This is a genomic window from Komagataeibacter europaeus LMG 18890 (genome assembly GCF_000285295.1).
Lineage (GTDB): Bacteria > Pseudomonadota > Alphaproteobacteria > Acetobacterales > Acetobacteraceae > Komagataeibacter > Komagataeibacter europaeus.
This window is the reverse complement of the sequence record NZ_CADP01000025.1, coordinates 12,841-38,094: the sequence shown is the minus strand read 5'-3', so window position 1 is coordinate 38,094 and position 25,254 is coordinate 12,841. Positions and strand designations below refer to the sequence as shown.

Annotated in this window: 20 protein-coding genes; 9 read left to right on the top strand and 11 right to left on the bottom strand. The window is 64.6% G+C overall.

Annotated elements, in window-relative coordinates; all coding sequences use genetic code 11:
- The 5 genes from dxs to hpnK all read left to right on the top strand — a co-directional run.
- The coding region (gene dxs, locus GEU01_RS22575; protein ID WP_019085943.1) for a 1-deoxy-D-xylulose-5-phosphate synthase at window positions 1-1,995 on the top strand (1,995 nt) is incomplete at its 5' end.
- The gene (locus GEU01_RS09810) at window positions 1,992-2,654 is read left to right on the top strand and encodes an ABC transporter substrate-binding protein (protein ID WP_010508992.1); all 663 of its coding nucleotides are present in this window, start codon (window positions 1,992-1,994) and stop codon (window positions 2,652-2,654) included. The genes dxs and GEU01_RS09810, both read left to right, overlap by 4 nt.
- Window positions 2,655-2,717: 63 nt before the next feature.
- On the top strand, window positions 2,718-3,899 hold the full coding sequence (gene hpnI, locus GEU01_RS09805) for a bacteriohopanetetrol glucosamine biosynthesis glycosyltransferase HpnI (RefSeq protein ID WP_010508990.1): 1,182 nt from the start codon (window positions 2,718-2,720) through the stop codon (window positions 3,897-3,899).
- Window positions 3,900-4,005: 106 nt separating this feature from the next.
- A complete protein-coding gene (gene hpnJ, locus GEU01_RS09800; protein WP_026018636.1) occupies window positions 4,006-5,430 on the top strand; it encodes a hopanoid biosynthesis associated radical SAM protein HpnJ in 1,425 nt (474 codons plus the stop codon).
- A gap of 78 nt (window positions 5,431-5,508) precedes the next feature.
- Window positions 5,509-6,363 carry a hopanoid biosynthesis-associated protein HpnK gene (gene hpnK, locus GEU01_RS09795; protein ID WP_019085941.1) on the top strand — a complete coding sequence of 285 codons (855 nt, stop codon included), beginning with the start codon at window positions 5,509-5,511 and terminating at the stop codon, window positions 6,361-6,363.
- A gap of 26 nt (window positions 6,364-6,389) precedes the next feature.
- Here the strand turns inward: hpnK and trxA are convergent, their stop codons facing one another.
- From trxA to tsaE, 5 genes are all read right to left on the bottom strand, one after another.
- The gene (gene trxA / locus GEU01_RS09790; RefSeq protein WP_010508984.1) at window positions 6,390-6,719 is read right to left on the bottom strand and encodes a thioredoxin TrxA; all 330 of its coding nucleotides are present in this window, start codon (window positions 6,717-6,719) and stop codon (window positions 6,390-6,392) included.
- A gap of 69 nt (window positions 6,720-6,788) precedes the next feature.
- Window positions 6,789-10,370 carry a double-strand break repair helicase AddA gene (gene addA / locus GEU01_RS09785; RefSeq protein ID WP_019085940.1) on the bottom strand — a complete coding sequence of 1,194 codons (3,582 nt, stop codon included), beginning with the start codon at window positions 10,368-10,370 and terminating at the stop codon, window positions 6,789-6,791.
- On the bottom strand, window positions 10,367-13,417 hold the full coding sequence (gene addB, locus GEU01_RS09780) for a double-strand break repair protein AddB (RefSeq protein WP_019085939.1): 3,051 nt from the start codon (window positions 13,415-13,417) through the stop codon (window positions 10,367-10,369). The genes addA and addB overlap by 4 nt, the downstream gene beginning before the upstream one ends.
- Window positions 13,414-14,175 carry a nucleotidyltransferase family protein gene (locus GEU01_RS09775; protein WP_019085938.1) on the bottom strand — a complete coding sequence of 254 codons (762 nt, stop codon included), beginning with the start codon at window positions 14,173-14,175 and terminating at the stop codon, window positions 13,414-13,416. The genes addB and GEU01_RS09775 overlap by 4 nt, the downstream gene beginning before the upstream one ends.
- Window positions 14,166-14,639 carry a tRNA (adenosine(37)-N6)-threonylcarbamoyltransferase complex ATPase subunit type 1 TsaE gene (gene tsaE / locus GEU01_RS09770; RefSeq protein WP_019085937.1) on the bottom strand — a complete coding sequence of 158 codons (474 nt, stop codon included), beginning with the start codon at window positions 14,637-14,639 and terminating at the stop codon, window positions 14,166-14,168. The genes GEU01_RS09775 and tsaE overlap by 10 nt, the downstream gene beginning before the upstream one ends.
- Window positions 14,640-14,829: 190 nt before the next feature.
- Between tsaE and GEU01_RS09765 the strand changes: the two genes are divergently transcribed.
- Together GEU01_RS09765 and GEU01_RS09760 are read left to right on the top strand one after the other, a co-directional pair.
- Complete coding sequence (locus GEU01_RS09765) at window positions 14,830-15,855, top strand: NAD(P)/FAD-dependent oxidoreductase (protein WP_019085936.1); 1,026 nt, start codon at window positions 14,830-14,832, stop codon at window positions 15,853-15,855.
- 96 nt (window positions 15,856-15,951) lie between these two features.
- Window positions 15,952-17,217, top strand: coding sequence for a D-amino acid dehydrogenase (locus GEU01_RS09760; RefSeq protein WP_019085935.1), 1,266 nt, complete (start codon window positions 15,952-15,954; stop codon window positions 17,215-17,217).
- 240 nt (window positions 17,218-17,457) lie between these two features.
- On the opposite strand, the gene GEU01_RS09755 is transcribed toward GEU01_RS09760, so the two are convergent.
- From GEU01_RS09755 to GEU01_RS09745, 3 genes are all read right to left on the bottom strand, one after another.
- On the bottom strand, window positions 17,458-17,733 hold the full coding sequence (locus tag GEU01_RS09755; protein WP_019085934.1) for a hypothetical protein: 276 nt from the start codon (window positions 17,731-17,733) through the stop codon (window positions 17,458-17,460).
- A gap of 227 nt (window positions 17,734-17,960) precedes the next feature.
- A complete protein-coding gene (gene typA, locus GEU01_RS09750; RefSeq protein WP_019085933.1) occupies window positions 17,961-19,784 on the bottom strand; it encodes a translational GTPase TypA in 1,824 nt (607 codons plus the stop codon).
- Window positions 19,785-19,973: 189 nt separating this feature from the next.
- The gene (locus tag GEU01_RS09745; protein WP_019085932.1) at window positions 19,974-20,984 is read right to left on the bottom strand and encodes an adenosine kinase; all 1,011 of its coding nucleotides are present in this window, start codon (window positions 20,982-20,984) and stop codon (window positions 19,974-19,976) included.
- A 430-nt stretch (window positions 20,985-21,414) separates the two neighbouring features.
- Here GEU01_RS09745 and GEU01_RS09740 point away from each other — a divergent pair, with 430 nt between their 5' ends.
- Window positions 21,415-21,906 (top strand): bactofilin family protein, encoded by a 492-nt coding sequence (locus tag GEU01_RS09740; protein ID WP_019085931.1) that lies wholly within the window; start codon window positions 21,415-21,417, stop codon window positions 21,904-21,906.
- A gap of 237 nt (window positions 21,907-22,143) precedes the next feature.
- Here GEU01_RS09740 and GEU01_RS09735 read toward each other — a convergent pair whose 3' ends face one another.
- Together GEU01_RS09735 and rnd are read right to left on the bottom strand one after the other, a co-directional pair.
- A complete protein-coding gene (locus tag GEU01_RS09735) occupies window positions 22,144-22,767 on the bottom strand; it encodes a GcrA family cell cycle regulator (protein ID WP_019085930.1) in 624 nt (207 codons plus the stop codon).
- Window positions 22,768-22,911: 144 nt separating this feature from the next.
- Window positions 22,912-24,099 carry a ribonuclease D gene (gene rnd / locus GEU01_RS09730; RefSeq protein ID WP_019085929.1) on the bottom strand — a complete coding sequence of 396 codons (1,188 nt, stop codon included), beginning with the start codon at window positions 24,097-24,099 and terminating at the stop codon, window positions 22,912-22,914.
- A gap of 137 nt (window positions 24,100-24,236) precedes the next feature.
- On the opposite strand from rnd, the gene queF reads away from it, so the two are divergent.
- On the top strand, window positions 24,237-24,716 hold the full coding sequence (queF, locus tag GEU01_RS09725) for a preQ(1) synthase (protein WP_026018634.1): 480 nt from the start codon (window positions 24,237-24,239) through the stop codon (window positions 24,714-24,716).
- A 92-nt stretch (window positions 24,717-24,808) separates the two neighbouring features.
- On the opposite strand, the gene atpC is transcribed toward queF, so the two are convergent.
- Window positions 24,809-25,234 (bottom strand): ATP synthase F1 subunit epsilon, encoded by a 426-nt coding sequence (gene atpC, locus GEU01_RS09720; protein WP_010508957.1) that lies wholly within the window; start codon window positions 25,232-25,234, stop codon window positions 24,809-24,811.
- Between the last annotated feature and the right edge of the window lie 20 nt (window positions 25,235-25,254).

The following is a 25,254-nucleotide window of genomic DNA, read 5'->3' as shown; positions in this document are numbered from 1 at the left end:
ATTCCGACCCTTGGGCGCTACCCCCAGCTTGACCGGGTGCGCACGCCGCATGACATGCGCAACCTTTCGGTGGAGCAGCTGAAGCAGCTGGCGGAGGAACTGCGGTCCGAGACGATCGATGCCGTGTCCACCACCGGCGGCCATCTTGGCGCGTCGCTGGGCGTGGTGGAACTGACGGTGGCGCTGCATGCCGTGTTCGACACGCCTGATGACCGGGTGATCTGGGATGTCGGCCACCAGGCCTATCCACACAAGATCCTGACCGGGCGGCGCGAGCGCATCCGCACCCTGCGCCAGCCGGGCGGGCTGTCGGGCTTCACCCGGCGCAGCGAGAGCGAATACGACCCGTTCGGCGCGGCGCATTCCTCGACCTCCATTTCCGCCGGCCTCGGCATGGCCGTCGCCCATCACCTGCGCGCGGAGGAAGACCCCTCCTACCGCGAGCGCAACGTGATCGCGGTGATCGGCGATGGCTCGATCTCGGCGGGCATGGCGTACGAGGCCATGAACAACGCCTCGCATTGCGGCCCGGGCGCCGAACGCCTGATCGTGGTGCTGAACGACAACGAGATGTCGATCGCCCCCCCGGTGGGCGCGATGTCGAACTACCTGTCGCGGCTCATGTCGTCGCGCAAGTTCCTGTCCTTACGCGAACTCGCCGCCAAGATGGCCAAGCGCCTGCCCGGCCGCCTGGAACGCACGGCGAAGAAGGCGGATGAATACGCGCGCGGCATCATGACCGGCGGCACGCTGTTCGAGGAACTGGGCTTCTATTATGTCGGCCCGGTTGACGGCCACGACATGAACCAGCTGGTCCACATCCTGCGCAACCTGCGCGACGCCGAGGATGTCGGCCCCGTCCTGGTCCACGTCATCACCGAGAAGGGCCATGGCTACACCCCGGCCGAATCGGCGGGCGACAAGTACCATGCGGTCTCGAAGTTCAACGTCGTGACCGGCGAGCAGAAGAAGGGCCCGTCCGGCCCGCCGAGCTACACCTCGGTCTTTGCGAAGGAACTGGTGCGCCAGGCCGCGACCGACGACAGGATCGTCACCATCACCGCCGCCATGCCGTCGGGCACGGGGCTGGACAAGTTCGCAAAGGCCTATCCCGACCGTTTCTTTGACGTCGGCATTGCCGAACAGCACGCCGTGACCTTCGCCGCCGGCATGGCGACCGAGGGGCTGCGTCCGTTCTGCGCCATCTATTCCACCTTCCTGCAGCGCGCCTATGACCAGGTCATGCATGACGTGGTGCTGCAGAAGCTGCCGGTGCGCTTCGCCATTGACCGCGCGGGTCTGGTCGGCGCCGATGGCGCGACCCATGCCGGCGCGTTCGACATCGCCTATCTCGGCTGCCTGCCGGGCATGACGCTGATGGCGCCCAGCAACGAGCTGGAACTGCTACACATGACCGCGACCTCCATCGCGTTTGACGAAGGCCCGATCGGCCTGCGTTACCCGCGTGGCGCAGGACTTGGGCTGGAGCTGCCGGCCGCGGGCCAGATCCTCGAGATCGGACGCGGGCGAATCGTGCGCGAAATGACCCGCCAGTCCGGCCCCGAACAGGGCGGCATCGCCATCCTGTCGCTTGGCCCGAGGCTGGAGGACGCGCTGAAGGCCGCCGACATGCTGGCGGCCCAGGGCCTGTCCCCCACCGTGGCCGACGCCCGCTTCGCCAAGCCGATCGACACCGCCCTGGTCGAACAGCTGGCGCGCAACCACGCCGTGCTGATCACGATCGAGGAAGGATCGGTTGGCGGATTCGCAAGCTATGTCATGACCCATCTGGCCAGAACCGGCCTGCTGGACCGCGTGCGCTTCCGTCCCATGACCCTGCCCGACCGCTTCATCGACCACAACACGCAGGCCGCACAGTACCATGAGGCCGGGCTGGATGCGGTCGCCATTACCAATACCGCCCTTGAGGCGCTGGGTGTCGGAATCAGCATGACGCAGCCCTTGCTAAAGACAGCAAACGGACCGAAATCATGAACATTATGAAACATGTCCTGAAAACCACCTCGCTGGCGCTGTGCGCCGGACTGATGGCGGCACCGGTCGTCCCTGCCGTCCTCCCCATTCATGCAGCCCATGCGGCCAGCGCATCCGATGCGCAGGTGCAGGAGCCGATCAAGGCCCTGTACGCCGCGCTGGAGCGCGTGCAGGCCAAGGGCAGCGGTTCGTTCGAGCAGCGTTCACAGATGCTGGCCCCGGCAATCGACCACGCCTACGATATCGAGACCGTGCTCGCCTCCTCCATCGGGCCGCGTTACGCTGGCCTGTCCGATGACCAGAAGCAGACCCTGCTGACCACATTCCGTCAGTTCACGATCGCCCGTTATGTTTCCAGCTTCAAGCCCGGCAGCGACGCCCGCTTCACCATCGACCCGACCGTCACCCCTTCGCCCGTTGGCAATGATCGTATTGTTGTAACACATATCGGATCATCCGATGACCCGAGCGGGACCGAAATCAACTACGTCATGCGTTCGGGCGCCAAGGGCTGGCAGATCGTCGACGTACTGCTCAATGCCCACATAAGCCAGGTCGCGGCCCAGCGGGCTGACTTCAGTTCCGCGCTGTCGGGCGGGAATGTGCAGAAACTGACAAATCTGCTACAGAAAAAGATCAAAACGTTCTCGGAAGAGTGATATTACACTTCCCTGACGCCGTTTTCTAATTTGCTCCATACGCGGGACCTTGCCGGAAAGATAATGTCTGTTTTCAACGCTCTTGTTTCACCCGCCGGACTGGCCGCGACCGTTGCGGTCGCCGGGTGCATGCAGGCAGCGCTTGGCACTTTTCTGGTCTCGCGTTTCCGGTGGCAGGAAAAACGCATGGACCGGGCGGTGCCCATGCCTCCGGTTTCCGTGCTCAAGCCCCTCCACGGCGATGAACCGCTGCTGGAGGAAGCGCTTGAAAGCTTCTGCACGCAGGATTACCCGCAGATGCAGATCGTCTTTGGCGTACAGGCCGAAGACGATGCGGCGATCCCGATCGTACAACGGTTGATGGAACGCCACCCGGATGTGCAGATGGAACTGGTGATTGACCCCACCTTCCACGGGCTCAACCGCAAGATCGGCAACCTGATCAACATCATGACGCGCGTGAAGCATGATGTCCTGGTCATTTCCGATTCGGATATCCACGTTGCCCCCGATTACCTGCGGCATGTGGTGGGCGCCATGGTGCCCGACAATGTCGGCCTGGTCACGACGCTGTACGCGGGGCTGCCCGCGTCATCCACGCTGCCGCGCCTGCTGGCCGCATGCCAGATCAACCATAACTTCCTGCCCGGCGTGATGCTGTCACGCTACCTCGGGCGGCAGGACTGCCTTGGGGCGACAATGGCGCTGCGGCGTTCCATGCTGGACGAAATCGGCGGGCTGGAAGCCCTCGTGCCGCATGTGGCCGATGATGCGATACTGGGCCGTTACGTGCGTGACCGTGGCAAGGATATCGCCATTGCCGCGTGCATGACCTGGACCACCGTGGGCGAGACCTCGATGCGTGAGGTGCTGGCGCATGAACTGCGCTGGGGCCGGACCGTCAAGACGCTGGAGCCTGCTGGTTATGCCGCATCCGCCATCCAGCTGCCCCTGTTCTGGGCCAGCGTCGCCGTGCTTGCCGCGCCGCATGCGACCTGGACATGGTCCTTCTTTCTTGGTGCATGGGGATGGCGGGCCGTGTGTTCCTTCATCCTGGACCGTACGCTGGCGCAACGTAGTCTGGTGCTGCCGTCACTGCTTCTGCCACTGCGCGACTGGATCTCGGCCGCCGTCATGGTGGGCAGTGTCACGGGCACGCGGGTTGCATGGCGTGGGCAGACAATGCATGTCACGCCCCATTCGGTCATGACACCACGATCGCAACCGGCTTCCCCCGGTGACTGACCCGCCGTCAGCAGGCTGAACTGCTTGAGAATTCCAACCCTGTCGTTAATAAGAACGGGTATTAAGGGAACCCCATTCCCCGCCAGAGCCCGAGGATATGCGTAGCATGATGAAAACCCTGTTTCTCCAGCCGCCTTCGTTTGACGGATTCGATGGTGGGGCCGGTTCCCGCTATCAGGCCAAGCGGGAAATCAAGTCGTTCTGGTACCCGACATGGCTTGCGCAGCCTGCCGCCATGGTCGAAGGCAGCCGCCTGATCGATGCACCGCCCGCGCGCATGGGTATGGAGCCGATCCTGGAAGACGTGCGCAACCGTGACCTGGTCGTCATGCACACCTCCACCCCGTCCTTTGCATCCGATGTGCGTGTCGCCCAGATGCTCAAGGACGCGAACCCGAAGGTGAAGATCGGCATGGTCGGCGCGAAGGTTGCCGTCCAGCCGGAAGAAAGCCTGCTGAACGCCCCGCCGGTCGATTTCGTGGCGCGCAACGAATTCGACTTTACCATCAAGGAAATGGCGGAAGGCCGCGACTGGAAGGATGTCGATGGCATCTCTTGGCGCGATGCGGATGGCAAGATCGTCCATAACCGCGACCGCGCGATGATCGAGGACATGGACAGCCTGCCGTTCGTGACCGAAGTGTACAAGCGTGACCTGAAGATCGAAGATTACTTCATCGGTTACCTGATGCACCCGTACATCTCGATCTATACCGGCCGTGGCTGCAAGTCGCGCTGCACCTTCTGCCTGTGGCCGCAGACGGTGGGTGGCCATCACTACCGCACCCGCAGCCCCGAGCACGTGGCCGCCGAAATCCGTCTGGCGAAGCAGTATTTCCCGCAGGTGAAGGAATTCTTCTTCGACGACGATACCTTTACCGATGACCTGCCGCGCGCCGAAGCGATCGCCAAGGAACTGGGCAAGCTGGGTGTGACGTGGTCGTGCAACGCGAAGGCCAATGTGCCCCGCAAGACGCTGGAAGTGCTCAAGGCCAATGGCCTGCGCCTGCTGCTGGTCGGTTACGAAAGCGGCAACCAGCAGATCCTGCACAACATCAAGAAGGGCATGCGCGTCGAGACGGCGCGTGAGTTCACCAAGAACTGCCACGAACTGGGGATCAAGATCCACGGCACCTTCATTCTCGGCCTGCCGGGCGAGACGAAGGAGACCATTCAGGAAACCATCAAGTTCGCCACCGAAATCAACCCGCACACGCTGCAGGTCTCCCTGGCGGCACCGTATCCCGGCACGTTCCTGCACAAGCAGGCGACCGAGAACGGCTGGCTGGATGAAAAGAACGCCGAACTGATCGACGATAACGGCGTGCAGATCGCACCGCTGCACTATCCGCACCTGTCGCACACGGAAATCTTCCAGAGTGTGGAAGAATTCTACCGGAAGTTCTATTTCCGTGCGCCCAAGATCGCCTCGATCGTGAACGAGATGGTCCGCAGCCCACAGATGATGAAGCGCCGCCTGCGCGAAGGGGTGGAGTTCTTCCAGTTCCTGCGTGAACGCCGCGCCGCCTGATCCGGCTTTCTGCGATTACCCCATGCCGGGACCTTCGGGTTCCGGCATTTCTTTTGTCATGCCATTCGGTTTTGCATCATGAAGCGCGTCATCATATCCGCCGATGATTTCGGCCTGTCCGAAGAAGTGAACGAGGCGATCGAGATTGCCCATCGCGACGGACTGCTATCGACCGCAAGCCTGATGGTATCGGGACCGGCCGCAGCCGACGCCGTGCGCCGCGCGAAAAAACTGCCGGACCTGCGCGTGGGGCTACATCTGGTCGCGATCGAGGGACCGGCAACCCTGCCGCCTGCCGATATCCCCCTGCTGGTGCCGCAGGACGGGCAGTTTCCGTCCGACCAGTTGAAGCTGGGGGTTGAATATTTCTTCCGCCCCGCCGTACGCCGTGAACTGGCCGCCGAGATCGAGGCCCAGTTCCGCGCCTTTGCCGCCACCGGACTGGCGCTGGACCACGCCAATGCGCACAAGCACATGCACCTGCACCCCACGGTGGGGCGGTACATGATCGAAAGCGGGCTGCGCCATGGCCTGCGCGCAATCCGCGTGCCACTGGAACCGCCCGAGCCGCTTTATGCCGCAGGCACCTATACCGACACATTGGGGGATGCGGCATTACGCCGCTGGACCGGCCTGCTGCGCCATCAGGCGCACAAGGCGGGACTGATCACGAATGACTGGTGTTTCGGGCTGGCATGGAGTGGTCATATGACGACCGACCGGGTATCGGCCCTTGCCGCGCACCTGCCGGACGGTCTGTCGGAAATCTATTTCCACCCGGCCACGGCAAAGAACAAACTGCTGCAGAAGCTCATGCCCACTTATGAGCATGAAGCGGAATTCCGCACGCTATGCGCGCCCGGCTTCCGATCCGGCCTGACCCATTCGGGGGCCGTGCCCACCACATGGACGGACGTGGCCCGCGCATCCTGACGGGCCACCCCTGACAGCGGGACAGATCAGCCGAGGCTGCTCTTGACCCATTCCTTGAGCTGGCTTTTGGGCAGGGCGCCGGTCTTGCTGGCGACCGGCTTGCCATCCTTGAACAGGATCAGCGTCGGGATGCCGCGCACGCCGTACTCATTGGGCGTGTTGGGGTTGTCATCAATATTGACCTTGGCGACGGACATCTTGCCCTTGAATTCCGCCCCGATTTCATCCAGCGCCGGTGCGATCATCTTGCACGGGCCGCACCATTCCGCCCAGAAATCGACCAGGACCGGTTCCTTGGATTCCAGAACCTGCGTCTTGAACTGGCCGTCGCTGACGGCAATCGTGTTTTCACTCATCACTCAAAACTCCTCTGTGGCGGCCAACGCCGCCCTGTCCTGCTGACATGGCCATGCCGACGCATGCGGTCAAGTCGCAGCAGCCATATCCGGCGCATACCGGTCCAGTAGCGTAGCAGGCAGAATGTCAACGCGCACGCCCTCCGTCCAGACCAGTACGCACACCACCCGCCTGCCGGGATAGACCCCGCGCAACAGGGCGCGGTAGGCCGCCATCTGCCGCAGGTACAGCACCGGCGTCCTGTCAACGTCCGCGGGCGGCGTGCGGTTTGTCTTGAAATCGCACACCGTCACCGTATCCGCGCTGACCGCCATGCGGTCCACCTGCCCCACGATCACCTGCTGGCCCACGATACCGGCCAGTGGCTGTTCCGCCCGGCTGCCGGGGGCAAACAGAGCGGCAAGCCGGGGCATGTCCATGACCGCAAGCACCTGTTCCACCAGTGCCTCACACTGCGCGGGGTCCAGCCCCGCCGCCGGGCGCGACAGCCACGACCAGGCAAGTTCCGCCCGTTCATCCGCAGGGCAGTCCGGCAGGTACTGCAACAGGGCATGCACCAGTTGCCCGCGTTGCAGGGCACGGGCGCGCTGGCCGGCCGGGTCGGCGCGGTCCCTTACGGTGGTTGCGGACACCAGTGGCGACCGCACGGCGGGCTGCGGGCCAAGGGCGACATCATCGGGACGACTGGGGGCGAGCGGTCGGGCAAGCGGTCCTTCCATGACCGGCATCACGGGACGCCACAGCGGGGCATGGCCCATCCATTCCGGCAGGGCGGGCGCGGGTGCCGGTGCCACCGGGCCATTATCAGCACGGGCGGCCCGCGCGGGCGGGACCGTGCGCGCTTCCTCCAGCACCAGGCTTTCCCCCTCCCAGCCAAGGTCGAAAGGCCGTGCCGCGGCCCCGGCACTTTCAAATCCCTGGCGGCACAGGTCATACCAGCAGCCATCGGGCACGCCACGACGGGGTTCCCACCCACAGATCACCAGCCGGTCGCTGGCCCGGGTCAGGGCGACATAGAGCAGGCGGTTATATTCTTCCGCCGCCTCACGGCGTATCTTTTCCTGTACGGATGCCGTTACATCCGTGGCCAGTTCCCGCCGTGGCACCCATATCGGGATATCGAGTCCCGTGGTCCTGTCGGTCTCCCACAATATGTTGGTGTCGGAACGCGGCGTTGCGATCGTATCGGGCAGGATGACAAGACGCGCCTGCAACCCCTTCGCCCCATGCGCGGTCATGACACGCACCATGTTGGCCGAGGCATCGGGTTCATGCCGCACGGTTTCATCCGATGCATTCAGCCAGTGCAGGAACCCCTGCAGGGAAATGGCGTGCGTCTCCTCAAACCGCAGGGCGGCGGACAGCAGTTCGTCAACCGGTTCCACCGCTTCCGGCCCCAGTCGGGCCAGCAGCCGGGCGCGACCGCCCAGCGGGCCAAGGGCTTCGGCCAGAAGCTGATAGGGCGTGGCATAATCAACCTGCCGGAACAGGGTGTTGAGGATATGCCACGCTGCCGACCAGTCGGGCCGTTCTGCATGACGCACGCGCAGCACCGCCCACAGCGGCTGCCCGTCACGCCCCGTCGCCAGATGCATGAGCGAGTCGTCATCCAGCCCGCCAATGGGCGATGTCAGCACGCAGGCCAGCGTCAGGTCATCCTGCGGCAGCAGCAGCGCCGCGCACAGCGCCATGAGATCCTGCACAGCAAGCTGGTCGGTCAGCACGGTGCGCACCAGTGTCGCCACCGGCACGTCATTGCTTTTCAGCGCGCGGATCAGCGCGCGGGCAAAGGCGGAGCGACGCGGCACGAGGATCAGCACGTCACCGGGCGCCAGCGGCGCTTCCCCCGGCGCGGGCGGCGCGCGCAACTGCCCGGCGATCCAGCCCGCCAGTGTATCGGCCAGGCGCTGCTGGGCCGTGGACTGCCCGGCGTTACGGGTCGGGGCCATCCATGGGCTTATGTCCGTCTCGTCAGGTTCCACCGGCACGGGGGGCCAGATTTCCACACATCCCCCCTGTCCCGACCGGGCGGTGACATGGGCGGGAATGGTGCCGTCGGGTTCCACCACGCCACGGGCGGCGGCGGGATTGGCGAACACGCTGTCCACCAGTTTCAGCACCGGCGCCGTCGAACGGAAGGAAACCGTCAGCGCCGGTTCGCGCCATATGGCGCGGGCGGCCGCCGCACGCTGGCGAAATCGCTGCCGCCATGCGCGGAAGGCTTCCGGATCGGCGCCCTGAAAGGAATAGATCGACTGCTTGTAATCCCCCACCGCGAAGATGGTACGGGGGCAGCCATCATCATCATGCGTGCCTTCGCCCGCGAAGAATTCCGCCGTCAGGCCACCGGCAATGGCCCACTGGTCGGGGGACGTGTCCTGCACCTCGTCAAGCAGCAGGTGATCGATCCCGCCATCAAGCTTGTACAGCACCCATGCCGCCCCCGGATCACGCAGCAGGTCAAGCGTGCGGTCGATCAGGTCATCATAATCGACCATGCCCTGCGCGGTCTTGCGCGTGGCGTAGCGTTCCAGCACCGGCTGGGCCACGGACAGCAGGGCACAGGTCAGTTCAAACACCGTAATGGCGCGCAACTGCTGGTCAATGCCAATGACCCGCACGGCTTCCGCGCCAAGACGGTCGGCCAGACCGGGGCAGGCGGCATCCATCTTGGGATTAAGGCCGCCCCGCCTGCGCGGCTCCCCCTTCTGCGTCAGCAGGCCACCCCGCCATATGGGCCAGTCCGCCGCGCGGGCGGCCACGTCCTGACCCAGCCATGCCAGCATGGTTTCCGCCTGCGCCCGGACGGTGGCCGATCCTTCCCGCGCCACGCAACGCAGTCCGTCACGCAGAATGTCCTCATCAGGGATCGTGGCGCAGGCATTGCGCAACACCGCGTCCACGCTGCGCCCGCTTATGCCCAGCAGGCGCATGAGCGCCGATTCCACCCCCGCGCGATCCACCATCCACCGCCGCGCCACCGGCAGCATACGGCGCGACTGGGCCTGCAGCCGGGCGATCAGCGCGGTAAAGTCCCCCACCCCGATCTGCCCCGCCAGCATGGCGACGGCGGGACCGCCCTGCCCCACCACGTCCTCCACCGCCGCGCGCTGCGCCAGGCGGGCGTCGGTTTCCTCGATCAGGGTAAAATGCGGGCTGATCGCCGCTTCCACCGGGAAACGCCGCAGCAGCGACTGGCAGAAGGCATGGATGGTGCCGATGCGCATGCCGCCGGGCAGGTCCAGCACACGGGCGAACAGTTCACGCGCCACGCTCCGGGTTTCCTGCCCCGTCGGCACGGACAGGCGTGCAAGTTCACGGTCCAGATCCGCATCGGGCAGCATGACCCACTGGCCCAGACGGTTCTGCAGGCGGATGGACATTTCCGCCGCAGCCGCCTTGGTAAAGGTCAGGCACAGGATACGGCCGGGATCGCTGCCGGGCACGCGCGTCATGACGCCATCGCGGTCGGGCACGTCACGTGGCAGCATGAGACGCAGAAGCCGGTCGATCAGCAGCTTGGTCTTGCCACTGCCGGCGGAAGCGGAAACGAACACCGACGCCTGCGGGTCGGATGCCGCCGCCTGGCTGCGATTGGCGATATCGATGGCGGACGCCATGCCGTCACCCTTCGTCATGGCCCTGTTCATCCGCCACTCTCCTCCCGCGCGGCACTCCATTCCGCGACACGGGCCAGATGCGCGTAATCGGCGAAGCGGGGTTCCTCCCCCGGAAAGGGATGGGACAGATAGGGCTGGTCAGGATTGTCATAGGCCTCGACCAGCGCCCGCAGTCCCGCGCGGCAGCCTGCGATCAGTTCCGTCAGTTCCGCGCCCCGCGCCACATCCAGCACCTGCGCCGGGACATGGCCGCCGGTCAGCCGCCAGTACACCAATTCTGCAACCGTGCCCGCGACCGGGGGCGGAAAGCCGCCGCATTCGATCATCGCAGCTTCCAGCACCAGTTGCGACTGCCAGCCTTCCATCACGCTGCGCCGGGTGGGCAACGTGCCGGTCTTGTAGTCAAACAGGCTCAGGATGCCATCACCATGCAGGTCGATGCGGTCCGCGCGGCCCCGCAGGGTGAACGGGCCAGCGGGCAGGTCCTCCAGCCGCATCGTGCCCCCCAGTTCCGTCAGCACGGTGCGGGGGCCGCCGGTGGCGCGACGTGTTTCCTCGGCTTTCGCGCACCATGCCGCGATCCGTTCCAGCCGGGGCGCCCACCATGCCGCAAGGGCGGGACGCAGGTCAGCCGCCCGCAGCACATCGGCAAAGACATCGCGCATGCGGGCCGCGCCATCATGCGGCCAGTCGGATGGATGGGCGCGAAACCAGCGATCCAGCGCCGCATGCACGATCTGCCCGTAATCGGCGGCATCGGCCAGTTCCTCCAGATCCGCAAGCGGGCGCAGGCGCAGGATACGCCGCGCGTAAATGGCGTAGGGGTCGCGCATCCATGTCTCGATTTCCGTCACCGACAGGCTACGCGGGCGCAGGCCCAACGCGGGACGTGGCTGTGGCGGGGCGACCGGCATCGCCGCCCCCTGTGGCCGGTCCAGACTGTCCAGCCAGCGCAGCGCCGGATGCGCCGGCAGGCCGTGGCCATGGCCCGCCAGATACGCATCCAGCCGCACCAACCACCGCGCGGGCACGGTCGGCGCGCCCTGCCGCCGCGCGGCCAGCGACAGCACCACGTTGGGCGCGGCGCAGGCACAGGACACGAAATCATGCGCGGCCTGACCGATCGCCCATTCAGGCGAAGGCAGGCCGACGCGCGTGCGCATGGGGCGGCTCATCCACGGTCCCGGATCGGTCGCGAGGGGCCATACGGTTTCAACCAGGCCGCCGAGTACGATGGTATCCGCCGTCTGCATCCGGGCTTCCAGCAGGCCCCAGATGAACACGCGCGGATGCACCGCCGTGCCCTCGCGCCCGCGCACGGCGCGCCGTCCCTGCACCATCATGCCGGCAAGGGAGGACGCAAGCAGCCCGTCCAGCGCGCCCACGCGCGCATCGGGCAATACATCGCACCATGCCAGCATCGCACTCATGTGCTGGCCCAGCGCATTGCCTTCCTCGCCCGCCCACAGCCGCTCCGCCCCATCCACCGTATCGGTCGTGGCCAGCGCCTGCGCGGTTTCCACCAGTGCGGCCAGCAGGACGGAAACCGGCACCAGCGTGCTGCCCGGCAGGACCAGCAGCGGGCCGAAGGCTGTTTCCAGACGGTCGAGGAACGCGTTTATTTCCTCCGGCGCATCAGGCGCGTCGGCCAGTGCGCCATGCGGGTCATCAGCCGCGCGCGCCAGCGCGCTGCGCAGGCCCGCAATACCCGGCGGCGGCGCAGGCCCGCGCAGGACAAGACGTTCAAGCTGGCGCGCGCTGGCGCGGCAGTTGCCCGGTGACAGCCCGCACGCCGCCAGCGGATGCTTGATGACGGACAGAAGGGCGACAGGCGACAGCCCGCCATCCACCGCCTGCACGATCAGCCGCAGGAAGGCAGTCTGCGGCACGGTCAGCAGGCTTTCGCCCGCGCTGTCGTCGGCAATGACGCCCCAGCGCATCAGTTCCGTCGCCACCCGCCCGGCCAATGCACGGTCCGGCGTGACAAGGGCGGCACGCCTGCCCGGCTGTTCCAGTACCTGCCGCAGCACCAGGGCGATGGCGGCGGCTTCCTCCTGCTGGTCGGCGCTGCGCAGGACCGACAGGCCATCGGCCGCCACGGGCGCATCCGGCGCACGCCAGCGATCCAGCGCACGGGCGGGCAGCAATGCGCGGGCCAGCAGGCTGGCGCGCGGGACGGGACTGCTGGCCACGCCGCCATCGTTCAGGGTGTCCCACTGTTCCATACAGGCACGTTCGATGCCCAGTTCGGCCAGCATATGCGCCGTGCCCGCCTGCGGGTGGTCGGGCGGCAGGTGCTGCCAGACATCATCATCGCAATCCATGTCCACGCCGGGCAGCACCAGCAACCCGTCGGGCAGGGACATGACAGCGCGCAGCATGGCGATGGTGGAGGGCACGGCATCGGAAAAACCGGCGGCCCATATGGGATCACCCGCTGGCGGGGGCGTTTCCGTCCACCGCGCGGCCTGTGCGTGCAGCAGGGCCGTCTGGCGGGCGACGGGGTTCATCACCCCCTGTTCCGCCAGCCATGCGGGCCACACGCTGGTGACGATGGACAGGAATTTCAGCGTCTGGTGCCAGTGCTGGGCAAAATCACCGTCCGCGGCATGGGACAGGCGTTCACACAGGTCGCATTCCGCCCATTCCGCCTCATCCATCAGGTCCGCCAGGGCGCGCGCCAGCGGCCAGGCCTGGTCCACGCCCTGCACATCGCCAAACGCCTTGCCCGCCTGCATGACCAGCAGCGTCAGCGTCGCCAGCCGCCGCACGGGATCGACCGCGGGCGGCAGGTCCAGCGCACTGCACCCCGACAGCGCCAGCGATGCCTCGTCCAGTGCCGCGATGGGCGCGATACGGGGCAGCAGGATGGGGCGGCCATCCACCTGCCGCACGAACGCCTCGGTCAACGCACGGGCGGCACGGCGGCTGGGCAGCAGGATCAGGCCATTGCCACAGGCCTGCGGGTCATGACCCGCCTGTTCCAGCCAGCGGGCGGCGATCTGGTCAACAAATGGCACATGCGGCGGCACGACCGCCGCACGCCCCCGCACGCAGTCGGCCGTGGCGTCGGTCATATATCGTTATCCGAATCCGGGTTCAGGGCGGAATGCAGCACGCGCTCCGCCGCATCGATATCGGCGGGACGGGACAGGTGGAACCACAGCGAATCGTGCACGATCACCCCAAGCCTGCCTGCCGCCATCGCGCGGTCCCACAGCCGGTTCATGCTGAACCCGCCTTCCGGCGCGCCATCAAACAGCGCGGGGGAGACAATCTGCACGCCCGTAAAGACATAGGGCGTGATTTCCCCCGTACGCGGGCGGCGCGGCACGCCATGCGCGTTCACCGCGAAATCCCCATGCCCGACTTCCCCCACCGCGCGCGTCATCGCGCCCAGCAGCAGCATGGCGTCCATGCGTTCGGGATCGAACGCCGCCGCCAGACGGCGCAGCGCGGGCACCGGCCCGTTGAGCCACATGGCGTCGCCATTGAGCAGGAAGAACGGCCCCGGCCCCAGTTGTCCGGCCCGCAGGGCGGCCGCCGCACTGCCCCCGGTTTCCAGCAGGGCGGGTTCGGGCTGTTCAATCGTCACCGGCCCGCGATGGGCGGCACGGCGGGCGGCAAGGGCGGCATGGATATCATCGGGCCGCCAGTGGGCATTGACCACCACCTGCTGCACGCCACAGGCCTCCAGCCGGTCCAGCACGTGATCGAGAATGGGCTGGCCCGCCACGCGCAGCAGCGGCTTGGGCATCGATTCGCTCAGCGGTCGCATCCGCCGCCCCAGACCTGCGGCAAAAACCATGGCGGTACGGGGCATGTTCACGCCCATGATGCATCTCCTGTCCCGAAAACGGCTGACTGCGCCAGCCGCGTATCCCATCCCTCCAGCCGGGCGACCCGCCCGCCCGTCGCATCCGGCGCAAGGGTAATACGCAACGCATCAGCGGGGGCAAGCGTGCCCAGGCGCTGCGGCCATTCCACAAGGACAATGCCTTCACGCGCATCATCCCAGCCAAGTTCGTGCACGCCCTCCGGCCCGTCCAGCCGCCACAGGTCGAAATGCGCGACCTCCGCCGCCGGCGCGTCATAGACCTGCACCAGTGTGTAGGACGGGCTTGGCACCTCCATGTCCGCATCCCCGCACAGGGCGCGCAGCAGGGCGCGCGCCAGCGTGGTCTTGCCAGCGCCCAGATCCCCTTCCAGCAATACGCAGTCCCCCGCACGCAGCACGTTGGCCAGCGCATGGCCAAGGGCTGTCGTGGCCTGTGTGTCGGGCAGGGCAATTTCACGCATTGGCGGTCCCGTCCCCTGCTTTTGCACGATTATCTGTCATGGACCGATTGTGCCTTCCCCTGCCGTCCACGCACAAGGGGCGATGGAAAGGATGCGCCAAAGCGCTTGCACCAATGCAGACAACAACGCAAAACCGCACGTGACATAGGCCTGTAGCAAGGCCACGGATTGCGGAACACCAGAACCGGACATGACCATGCCCTCCCCCACCCATACCACCGATGTCGCCATTATCGGCGCGGGCCCCGCAGGCCTGTTCGCCGCGTTTGAATGCGGGATGCTCAAGCTTGGCTGCATCATCATTGATGCGCTGGATGAAATCGGGGGGCAGTGCACCGCGCTGTATCCCGAAAAGCCGATTTACGACATTCCCGCCCACCCTGCCATTGAAGGTGGCGCGCTGATAGAAGCGCTTGACCGCCAGATCGCCCCCTTTGACGTGCCCCGCCTGCTGGGCCGCCGGGTGGAACGGCTGGAGCGCACGCGTGGCGGTTTCGTGCTGGGCACGTCCAGCGGCGATGTCATTGCGGCGCGCGCGGTCATTATCGCGGCAGGGGCCGGCGCGTTCGGCCCCAACCGTCCCCCGCTGGAAGGACTGGACGCGTTCGAGCAGACAGGCGGCGTGCAGTATTTCGTCCGCCGCCGCGCCGATTTCGCAGACAGGGACGTGCTGATCGCGGGCGGCGGCGATTCAGCGGTGGACTGGGCGCTGGCCCTGCGCGACGTGGCGCGCAGCGTGAAGCTGGTGCACCGGCGCGACCGTTTCCGCGCGGCGCCCGAAAGCCTGCGCCAGCTTGATGACGCCGTGGCACTTGGCCAGGTGGAAAAGATCATCGGCTACCAGCTACACGGCCTGCATGGCGCGCAGGGGCGGCTGACCGGCGTGGACCTTGCGACGCTGGATGGCACGGTGCGGCATGTGGCCTGCGATCACCTGCTGCCCTTCTTCGGGCTGGCGACCGATCTTGGCCCGATCGCGCAATGGGGGCTGGACACCATACGCGGCACCATTCCCGTCACCCCCTCCACCTGTGAAAGCAGCCTGCCCGGCATTTTTGCCGTGGGCGATGTCGCGACCTATCCCGGCAAGCTGAAACTGATCCTGCAAGGCTTTACCGAAGGGGCCATGGCCGCCCACGCCATCCACCCCATCGTTCACCCCGATACGGCGCTGCATTTTGAATACTCGACCAGCAAGGGCGTGCCCGCAGGCTGATTTCTGCCATCCCGTGCTGTCATAACAGAAACGGTTGACCATTGCGGCGCTGTGGCGCATCCCCGGTGTGTTGATGATGGAAGTAAGGATGAAACTGTGAAAGTTATCGTTCTGGGCGCAGGCGTGGTGGGTGTCACGGCGGCATGGTACCTGGCCAAGGCCGGGCATGAAGTCACGGTCGTGGACCGTCAGCCCGCTGCGGCACTGGAAACCTCCTTTGCCAATGCGGGACAGATTTCACCGGGTTTTTCCGCGCCGTGGGCGGAACCGGCCCTGCCGCTGAAGGTATTGCGGTGGATGGCCAGCCGCCACGCGCCCATCGTGGTCCGCCCGCGTATCGATTTCGCCATGATGCGCTGGATCGAGCAGCTGCTGGCCAACTGCAACGCGCATGACTACGACATCAACAAGTCCCGCATGCTGCGCATTGCGGAATACAGCCGTGACTGCCTTGACGCCCTGCGCAAGGATACCGGCATTACCTATGATGATGAGCAGCGTGGCCTGATCCAGCTTTTCCGCACGCAAAAGCAGGTTGACCATGCCGCCCGCGACATGTCCCTGCTGGACCAGGCGGGCATTGCCCACGAATTCCTCAGCCCGGATGAAATCGCCAGGCACGAACCCGGCCTGATGGAAAACCGGCACCTGTTCAAGGGCGGCCTGCGCCTGCCGGGTGACGAATCGGGTGACTGCCACATGTTCACCCAGCGCCTGGCCCAGAAGGCGGAACAGGAACTGGGCGTCACCTTCCATTATGAAACCACGATCGAGGCGCTGGATGCCTCGGCCACCGACATTTTTGGTGTCCGCACATCGGCCGGCCGCATGACGGCGGATGCCTATGTCGTGTCCATGGGCAGCTATTCGCCGCTGCTGCTGCGCCCGCTCGGGCTGCATTTGCCGGTCTATCCCACCAAGGGATATTCCCTGACACTGCCGGTGACCGACGCCGCACGCGCGCCGGTTTCCACCGTCAATGATGCGACGTACAAGGTCTCGATCACCCGTCTGGGCGACCGTATCCGTATTGGCGGCACGGCGGAACTGGCCGGTTACAACCTGCGCCTGCGCCGTGACCGGCGCGAACTGCTGGAACTGTCGTTTTCGGAACTGTTCGGCGCCAGCGGCGACATGTCACAGGGGGCGTACTGGACCGGACTGCGGCCCAGCACACCCGACGGCACGCCGGTCATCGGGCCGGCTGGACGGTTTTCCAACCTGTGGCTCAATACCGGCCATGGCACGCTGGGCTGGACCATGGCGTGCGGGTCGGGCCGCGTGCTGGCTGACAGGATGAGCGGCAAGCGCACCGAAATCCCCTGCCTGGACCTGTCGCTGGACCGTTACACCACAGCCTGAAGGCACTGTTTAAAAACAGAAAGTTTTCGGGCGCCGCCTTTTTCCAAAAAGGCGGCATTCCCTCAGACCCCTTGCAAGAAGCTTCACCAGAATCTTCCGTATGATCTACCCGGCATTCCCCTTGGGCAGACTGTTCAGCCTGCTGGTGCCAGATCATAAAAAAAGCCCGGTTTGATACCGGGCTTTTTTCTTGGCTGTCCTGACCGGGATGACATGCCCCCGGTCAGAATGCGACAGTAATTACTGCGCAGCCGGAGCAGCAGGCGCTGCATCCGTGGATTCAGCCGCCTTCTTCGCACCATGATGGTGACCACTGCGGTGATGACCACCGTGATGCTTTGCCTTCTTGGCGCCAGCTTCCGCCGGAGCGGCACCTTCAGATGCGTCAGGGGCATGTTCGGGTGCGGAAACGGCCGGGGTGGTCGGCTCGGCGGTCTTGGCCATGACGGGAGCGGCCACGCCCATGACGGCAACAGCGGACAGGGCGGCAACGAAGCGACGGGGGAAAACGATCATATAAAAATACTCCAACAAATCAGGAATTCTGATCCCAATGCGTGCAGCTGGCGACGAATCGGTACACCCGGGCTGACCTCCCTGCTGTAACATGCTGCCGGGAGGCCGTCTCGGATTAAAATCCTTAAATTTGTTAGTAATGTCTTACTTTTGCCCTACGGTGACCGCAATCTCAAGAACTTAAACGTAACTAAAGATTGCAGCCACCCCGGGGCCAGACCGTCAGGTCAGTCAACCGCGCCCGAACGTTCGCGCTTCTTGCGTTCGTGCGGGTCGAGATAGCGCTTGCGGATACGCACGGCGGACGGCGTGACCTCGACAAGTTCATCATCCTCGATATAGGCGATGGCCTGTTCCAGGTTCATCTTGCGCGGCGGGATCAGCAGCAGGGCCTCGTCCTTGCCTGCGGCACGGATGTTGGTCAGCTTCTTTTCACGGATCGGGTTTACTTCCAGATCATTCTCACGCGAATGCTCGCCAATGATCATGCCGACATAGACCTTTTCGCCCGCGTCAACGAACAGCGTGCCACGGTCCTGCAGCGAGAACAGCGAATACTGCGTGGTCGCGCCATCTTCGGACGAGATCAGCGAGCCGTTACGACGGCCAGCGATCGGTCCGACATAGGGCTGGTAGCCATGGAACAGGCGGTTCATGATGCCCGAACCGCGTGTATCGGTCAGGAATTCACCGTGATAGCCGATCAGCCCGCGTGACGGGATCAGGAAGCTCAGGCGCACCTTGCCGCCGCCGGACGGCTGCATATCCTGCATGATGCCCTTGCGCAGCGCCATCTTTTCAACCACGACGCCCGAATACGGTTCGTCCACGTCGATCAGGACTTCCTCGAACGGCTCTTCGCGTTCACCGGTTTCCTCGTTGGTGCGGAACAGCACGCGGGGACGGCCGATGGTCAGTTCAAAGCCTTCACGACGCATCTGCTCGATCAGGACGCCAAGCTGCAGTTCGCCACGGCCCGCAACCTCGAACGCCTCGCTCTCGGGGCTTTCGGACACGCGGATGGCGATGTTGCCTTCGGTTTCCTTGAACAGGCGGTCACGGATCTGGCGCGACGTGACCTTCTTGCCTTCACGGCCACCCAGCGGACCGTCATTGAGGCGGAAGGTCATGGACAGCGTCGGCGGATCAACCGGGGTGGAGGGCAGCGGTTCCTTGACTTCGGGGGCGGCGATCGTCTCGGGAATCGTTGCTTCGGACAGGCCGGCCACGGCCACGATGTCACCGGCTTCCACTTCCTCGACCGGCACGCGGTCCAGACCACGGAAGGACAGCAGCTTGGTCAGGCGGCCGGTTTCCACAACCGAGCCATCGGGACGCAGCACATGCACCGGCATGTTCATCTTCGCCACGCCCTGCTCGACACGGCCGGTCAGCACGCGACCAAGGAAGTTGTCGTTTTCCAGGATGGTGGCGACCATCGCGAACGGCGCGTCCTTGTTCACCTTCGGCGGCGGCACATGGCGCAGGATCAGGTCGAACATGGGAGAGAGATCCTTGCGCGGACCATCAATCTCGGTATCGGCCCAGCCCTGACGGCCCGATGCATACAGCATGGGGAAATCAAGCTGCTCGTCATTCGCGCCCAGGGCTGCGAACAGGTCGAAGATCTCGTTATGGACTTCATCGGGACGGGCGTCGCCACGGTCGATCTTGTTCACGACCACGATCGGCTTCAGGCCGCGCGCCAGCGCCTTGCACACGACAAACTTCGTCTGCGGCAGCGCGCCCTCGGCGGAGTCGACCAGCACGACCGCGCCGTCAACCATGCTCAGGATACGCTCGACCTCGCCACCGAAATCGGCATGGCCCGGGGTGTCGATGATGTTGATGCGGGTATCTTTCCACACAACCGACGTACACTTGGCCAGGATCGTGATGCCACGCTCACGCTCCAGGTCATTGCTGTCCATGGCGCGTTCGGCCACGTGCTGGTTGTCACGGAAGGAACCGGACTGTTTCAGAAGCTGGTCGACCAGTGTGGTCTTGCCATGATCGACGTGCGCGATAATGGCGATATTGCGGATATCCATAAGTGCTCTTGACCTGACTTTCCTTGGCGGACGCCATAAGGGGGCGCGGCGGCACATACGGGGGGCACCCGTGCGTGCGGCGGCGGAATGGGTGGCTGCTGCCTGCGTAGATAATGCGGAAGGGCGCGGATTGCACGCGAAACTTCGTGCCCACACCCATCACACGACCGGCAGGATGCGCCCTGTGGATCAGAAATCCATGTCCTGACGCATGTTCATGAGCGGGCGCGCCCCGTAATGCGAGATCACTTCCGATGCCGCGACACTGCCCAGACGCCCGCATTCGGCCAGCGTCCGGTCCGATGTCCAGCCGGCGAGGAAGCCTGCGGCATAGGCGTCGCCCGCCCCCGTGGTATCGACCACCTGCGTGCGCACGCTGTCGATCACGATGCGCTGCTGGTCCTGGATGATGACGCTGCCACGCTCCGACCGGGTCAGGACGGCGAAATGCGTATCGGCCGAGACAAGGCGGGCCGCCTCGTCAAAATCATCGGTCTGGTACAGGGCGCAGATCTCGTCCTCGTTGGCGAACAGGATGTCGATATGCCCGCGCACGAGTTCATGGAAGGCATGGCGGTGACGGTCCACGCAGAAACGGTCGGACAGCGAAAGGGCGACCTTGCGCCCCGCTTCATGCGCGATACGGGCGGCGGTGCGGAAGGCTTCCTGCGCATCCGGCGGATCGAACAGGTAGCCTTCCATGTAGATGACCTTGGACGCGCGCACGACATCCGCCAGCACGTCTTCGGGGCTGAAGGTGACGCATGCGCCCAGATAAGTGTTCATGGTGCGCTGGCCATCAGGCGTGACCAGGATGATGCAGCGCGCGGTGGGGTGGTTTTCCCCCGCATCGCCCTGCAGCGGGGAAGACGGGAAATACACGCCCGCCGCCTGCATGTCGGCGGCAAAGGCCTGTCCCGGCGCATCCGCCGCCACCTTGCCCAGATACGCCACGCGCGCGCCCATGTTGGACGCCACGACACAGGTGTTGGCGGCAGACCCGCCGCCCATTTCCTTTTCACGCCTGATCTGGCCATACAGCGCCTTGGCGCGGTCGGCATCGATCAGCATCATGCTGCCCGGTGTCATGCCGTTATTCTGCGGGAAGGCCGCGTCCACCGGTGCCAGGACATCAACAATCGCATTACCGATACCCAGCAGATCAAACCGGCATTCCGCCGCCTGTCCCGAATTTTCCATTCTTCTGTTCCACTACCCGTCATTAAACAGTCATGTTCGCGGGCATGGCGTAGCTGCGCCACGAAATAACCCATTTTTTCCCGCTTGATATGGCCCATCGCTATCATTGGCGGGTAAGCGGCGCAATGCATGATGTTTTTTATGTACCGCTGTTCCCCTTAACGCCCCTTGTCGGCATGATGGGGGTGCGTATAACCGTTTGAAGGGGGCTGCGGCCTGCAACCAGCCCGAAAGCGTATCTTCCAGTTTCCGGGATGCACCACGTCCCGATACAGCATAACCAAGCGGGGTAATATTGTTTAGACGACGCAAGCCAGCAGAAACCCAGCCAGCCGCCCCGACGACGCCCCCCGCGCAGCAGCCGGGCCGACCAGCCTCAGGCGGTGGCTCCTCTCCCTCACCCCAACCTGCCAGCAAGGAAAATACATCCATGGCCCGTCCCCCCTTCCCGCCCACGCCCAACGCCCCTCCCGGACCTGGCGGGGCACGTCCCGGTGCACCGGGGGCTACGGCCGCCAAAAAGGAAAATGACCGCCGCACCCTGGTCGTGGGCCGTGGCATTAGCGTGCAGGGAACCATTCAGGACGCCGAGCGCCTGGTTGTGGAAGGGACGGTTGAATCCTCCCTGATCAACGCATCCGAACTCCAGATCGCGCATGGCGGCGTGTTCAAGGGTGAAGTCGAGGTTGAGGACGCTGAACTGGCGGGCACGATCGACGGCACGCTGACGGTGCGTGGCAGCCTGACCATCCGTTCGACCGGTCGCCTGCTGGGCAAGGCCAAGTGCCGTCGCCTGAAGGTGGAAGATGGCGGCCAGGTCACCGGCCAGCTTGAAATGATCACCACCCCCGGTGCGCCGCCAGCAGCCCCGGCGGCGCCTGCCGCGGCACCCGCCGCGCCGCCGCGCCCGGCTGCGGGCTAGGAGGTCCGATCCGCCCGCATCCTGTCGGGCGGATACAAAAAACGCCAGTGGCAGCAATGCCCTGGCGTTTTTTAATGCAATCCCCAAAAAACCGCCTGAAACAGTTTCCCTGTGGGACATCCTGCAAATCGTAAGGAAGTTTTTTTGGTGAAGCCTTTTTTCAAAAAGGGGCACCCGAAAACTTCCATTGCATTTCATCAAGACGTTATCTTGAAAAAATCCCTGACAGGAAAAGGTTCAGGCCACGTTATCGCGACGGTCGCGCAGTTTGACATAGGCAAGCTGCGCATGTTCCGCGCAGTACGGTTTGCCCGGCAACGGGGTGGCCCCACAGAAATGGAAGCCCGGCGTGCCCGGATCACCCAGCGGCCAGCAACAGGACTGGCTGCTGCGCCGACGTGGCTCACTGACCGGACGCAGGGCAGCTTTCGCCGTGGCACGGGGCTGCGCACGGGTGGCGCGGGGTGCGGGGGCCGCATCCTCTGACACGGGGGCTGCCGCCGCAGGCTTGGGCTGTGGTGCGGGCGTCGGGGCCGCCTGCGCTTTGGCGGGGGCCTTTTCCGGTGCCGGGACGGCGGCCGCTACCGGGGCTGCCGTAACTTCGGGTTTCGAAGGGGCTTGCGTGCTTTCGGTAGCGGCAGGGGCCGCCGTGGTTTCCACTGTCGTGGCGGCTGGCGCAGGAGCTGCCTTCGCCGCACGCCGGATGGGCGATGGACGCGGCTTGAGGCCCAGACGGTGCGCCTTGCCAACCACCGCGTTCTTGGTAACGGATAGCTGACGGCCGATTTCTGCGGTCGATAAGCCCTGCTGCCACAGATCACGCAGGCGCGCGATCGTCTCCTCGGTCCATTCCATCGCCATCGTTCTGCACTCCTTACGCGGAATGGTGGGAAATTAGGCTTATACTCTGTCTGGCTCAACTGCCATGATACAGAATCTTGTGGACAGTTCTGCGCATAACCTGTTTGCAACCCCGGTAAAACGCGACCGGGGCCATAAACCGGGTCAGTCGTGAATCAGCCTGACCTTCCCACCATCGACGCCCATGGTCAGGTGTCCTGCCTTGAGTTCACGCGCCAGCTTGCCAAATACCTCGTTACGCCAGCCATGAAAGGCGGGAATATCCGCCGCGTCATCCAGCGCGAAACGGTCCAGATCCTCGGACGAGGCCACCAGCTTGGGCGCCACACGATGCGTTTCGCAACAGGTGGCCAGCAGTACCTTGAGCAGCGCGATCAGGGCCGGCGAAGGACGCTGCGCATCCTTTGCCCGTCCTTTAGGTAAGCGCGGCAGGGCCGCTTCCGGTTCCATGACCGCCTGCGCCACGGTTTCCAGCAGCGCCTGACCGCTGCGCCCTTCGGCAAAGCCGCGCGACACGCCCCGCACGCGGGCCAGCGCATCGACCGTGGCGGGCGCGGTTGCCGCGATTTCCATCAGGCTTTCATCCTTGAGCAACCTCTGGCGCGGCACATTGACGCGCTGCGCCTCCCCCTCGCGCCATGCGGCGACGGCACGAAATATGCCCAGCATCCTGCGGTTGTTGGTGCGCGGGCGCATCTTTTCCCACAATGTCAGCGGGTCAGGACGGAACGTGGTGGGATTGTTCAGGATATCCAGTTCGGCCGCGACCCAGTCCAGACGCCCTTCACGTTCCAGCTGGACCAGCAGCTTTTCATAAACCAGCCGCAGATAGGTGACGTCGGACGCCGCGTACCCGATCTGGGCCGGGGAAAGCGGACGCGCCGCCCAGTCGGAAAAACGGTGTGACTTGTCAATCTGCACCCCCAGCAGGGAGGAAACGAGATTGTCATATCCCACCTGGTCGCCATACCCCGCCACCATGGCCGCGACCTGCGTATCGAACAGGGCGGCCGGCAGGCGGTCAAACAGATGCAGGAAGATTTCCAGGTCCTGCCGCGCGGCATGGAACACCTTGACCACGCTGGCATCATCCAGCAGCGCGCCAAGGGGGGACAGGTCGATGCCCGGCGCGGTCGTATCGATCACCACCACGTCCTTTTCCCCGGCCAGCTGCACCAGGCACAGTTCGGGCCAGTAAGTACGTTCGCGCACGAATTCGGTGTCGATCGTCACAAATGGCTCATGCCGCAGTCGCGCGGTTACAGCCTCAAGCTCCGCTGTGGTGGTTACCAGCACAGGGGCGGAAAATTCGGGTCGGGATACACGTGCCATGCGGTGCAGTTATCATGCCTGTGCCCTGTTGCGAAAGCGGGGAAAACCGCATGACGCCCCCCTGCATTTCCGTTGACGGCGCCCCGCCCCTTCCGGCATCAGCCACATATTCCTTTTCCATTCCTGACGGACCCCAGATGAACACCCGCCCCACCCACGATGATGGCAGCCAGTTCCTGACCCAGCTGGGCCAGAATACCCGCCAGCCCAACAGCCCAGAAGAAGCCCGGCTGGAACGCGTGCCCGCGCCCGAACGCGGGCGGAACTATGTCGTGCGCTTTACCGCGCCGGAGTTCACGTCACTCTGCCCCGTTACGGGACAGCCGGATTTCGCGCATATCGTCATCGACTACATTCCCGATGAATGGATTGTGGAAAGCAAGTCGCTCAAGCTGTTCCTGACCAGCTTCCGCAACCATGGCGCCTTTCATGAAAAATGCTCGGTGCAGATCGCGACGACACTGGTGGACCTGCTGAAGCCAGTATGGCTGCGGATCGGGGCCTACTGGTATCCCCGTGGCGGCATGCCGATTGATGTGTTCTGGCAGACTGGCGCACCACCCGAAGGCGTGTGGATCCCGGCACAGGACGTGCCCGGCTATCGCGGTCGCGGCTGACAGGCAGGCATAAAAAAAAGCGCCCCATGCAGGGCGCTTTTTTTTCGGATCCATGTTTTATCCCGTCCCGGTTTCAGGGGCGGGATGAACCATCAGATGGACATGGCCGGAATGGCGGACTGACCGGCTTCGATCTCGGCACGGGCCGACTGGATCTTGTCCATGAGGATATCAAGCGCGGGCACGTTCATCTTGTCCGCTTCCTCATAGGATTTTTCCAGCGCGGCAAGACGTGCTTCCGCATCATCAACCGACACGTCTTCCACCTTCAGCGCCCGGTCGGCAAGGATGGTGCAGTGGGTCGGCGCGATATCGGCAAACCCACCCGCCACGAAGAAGCGATGCATCACGACATCACCTTCATACACATCAACCACACCACCGCGCAGTGTCAGCATAAGCGGTGCATGTTCCGGCATCGCCGCGATGTCACCTTCCGACCCCGGCATGACAACCATATCGGCATCATGCGCGAACAGCACCTTCTCCGGACTGACAATCTTGACCTTAATGGACATGGTCTATCTTCCTTGCGTCA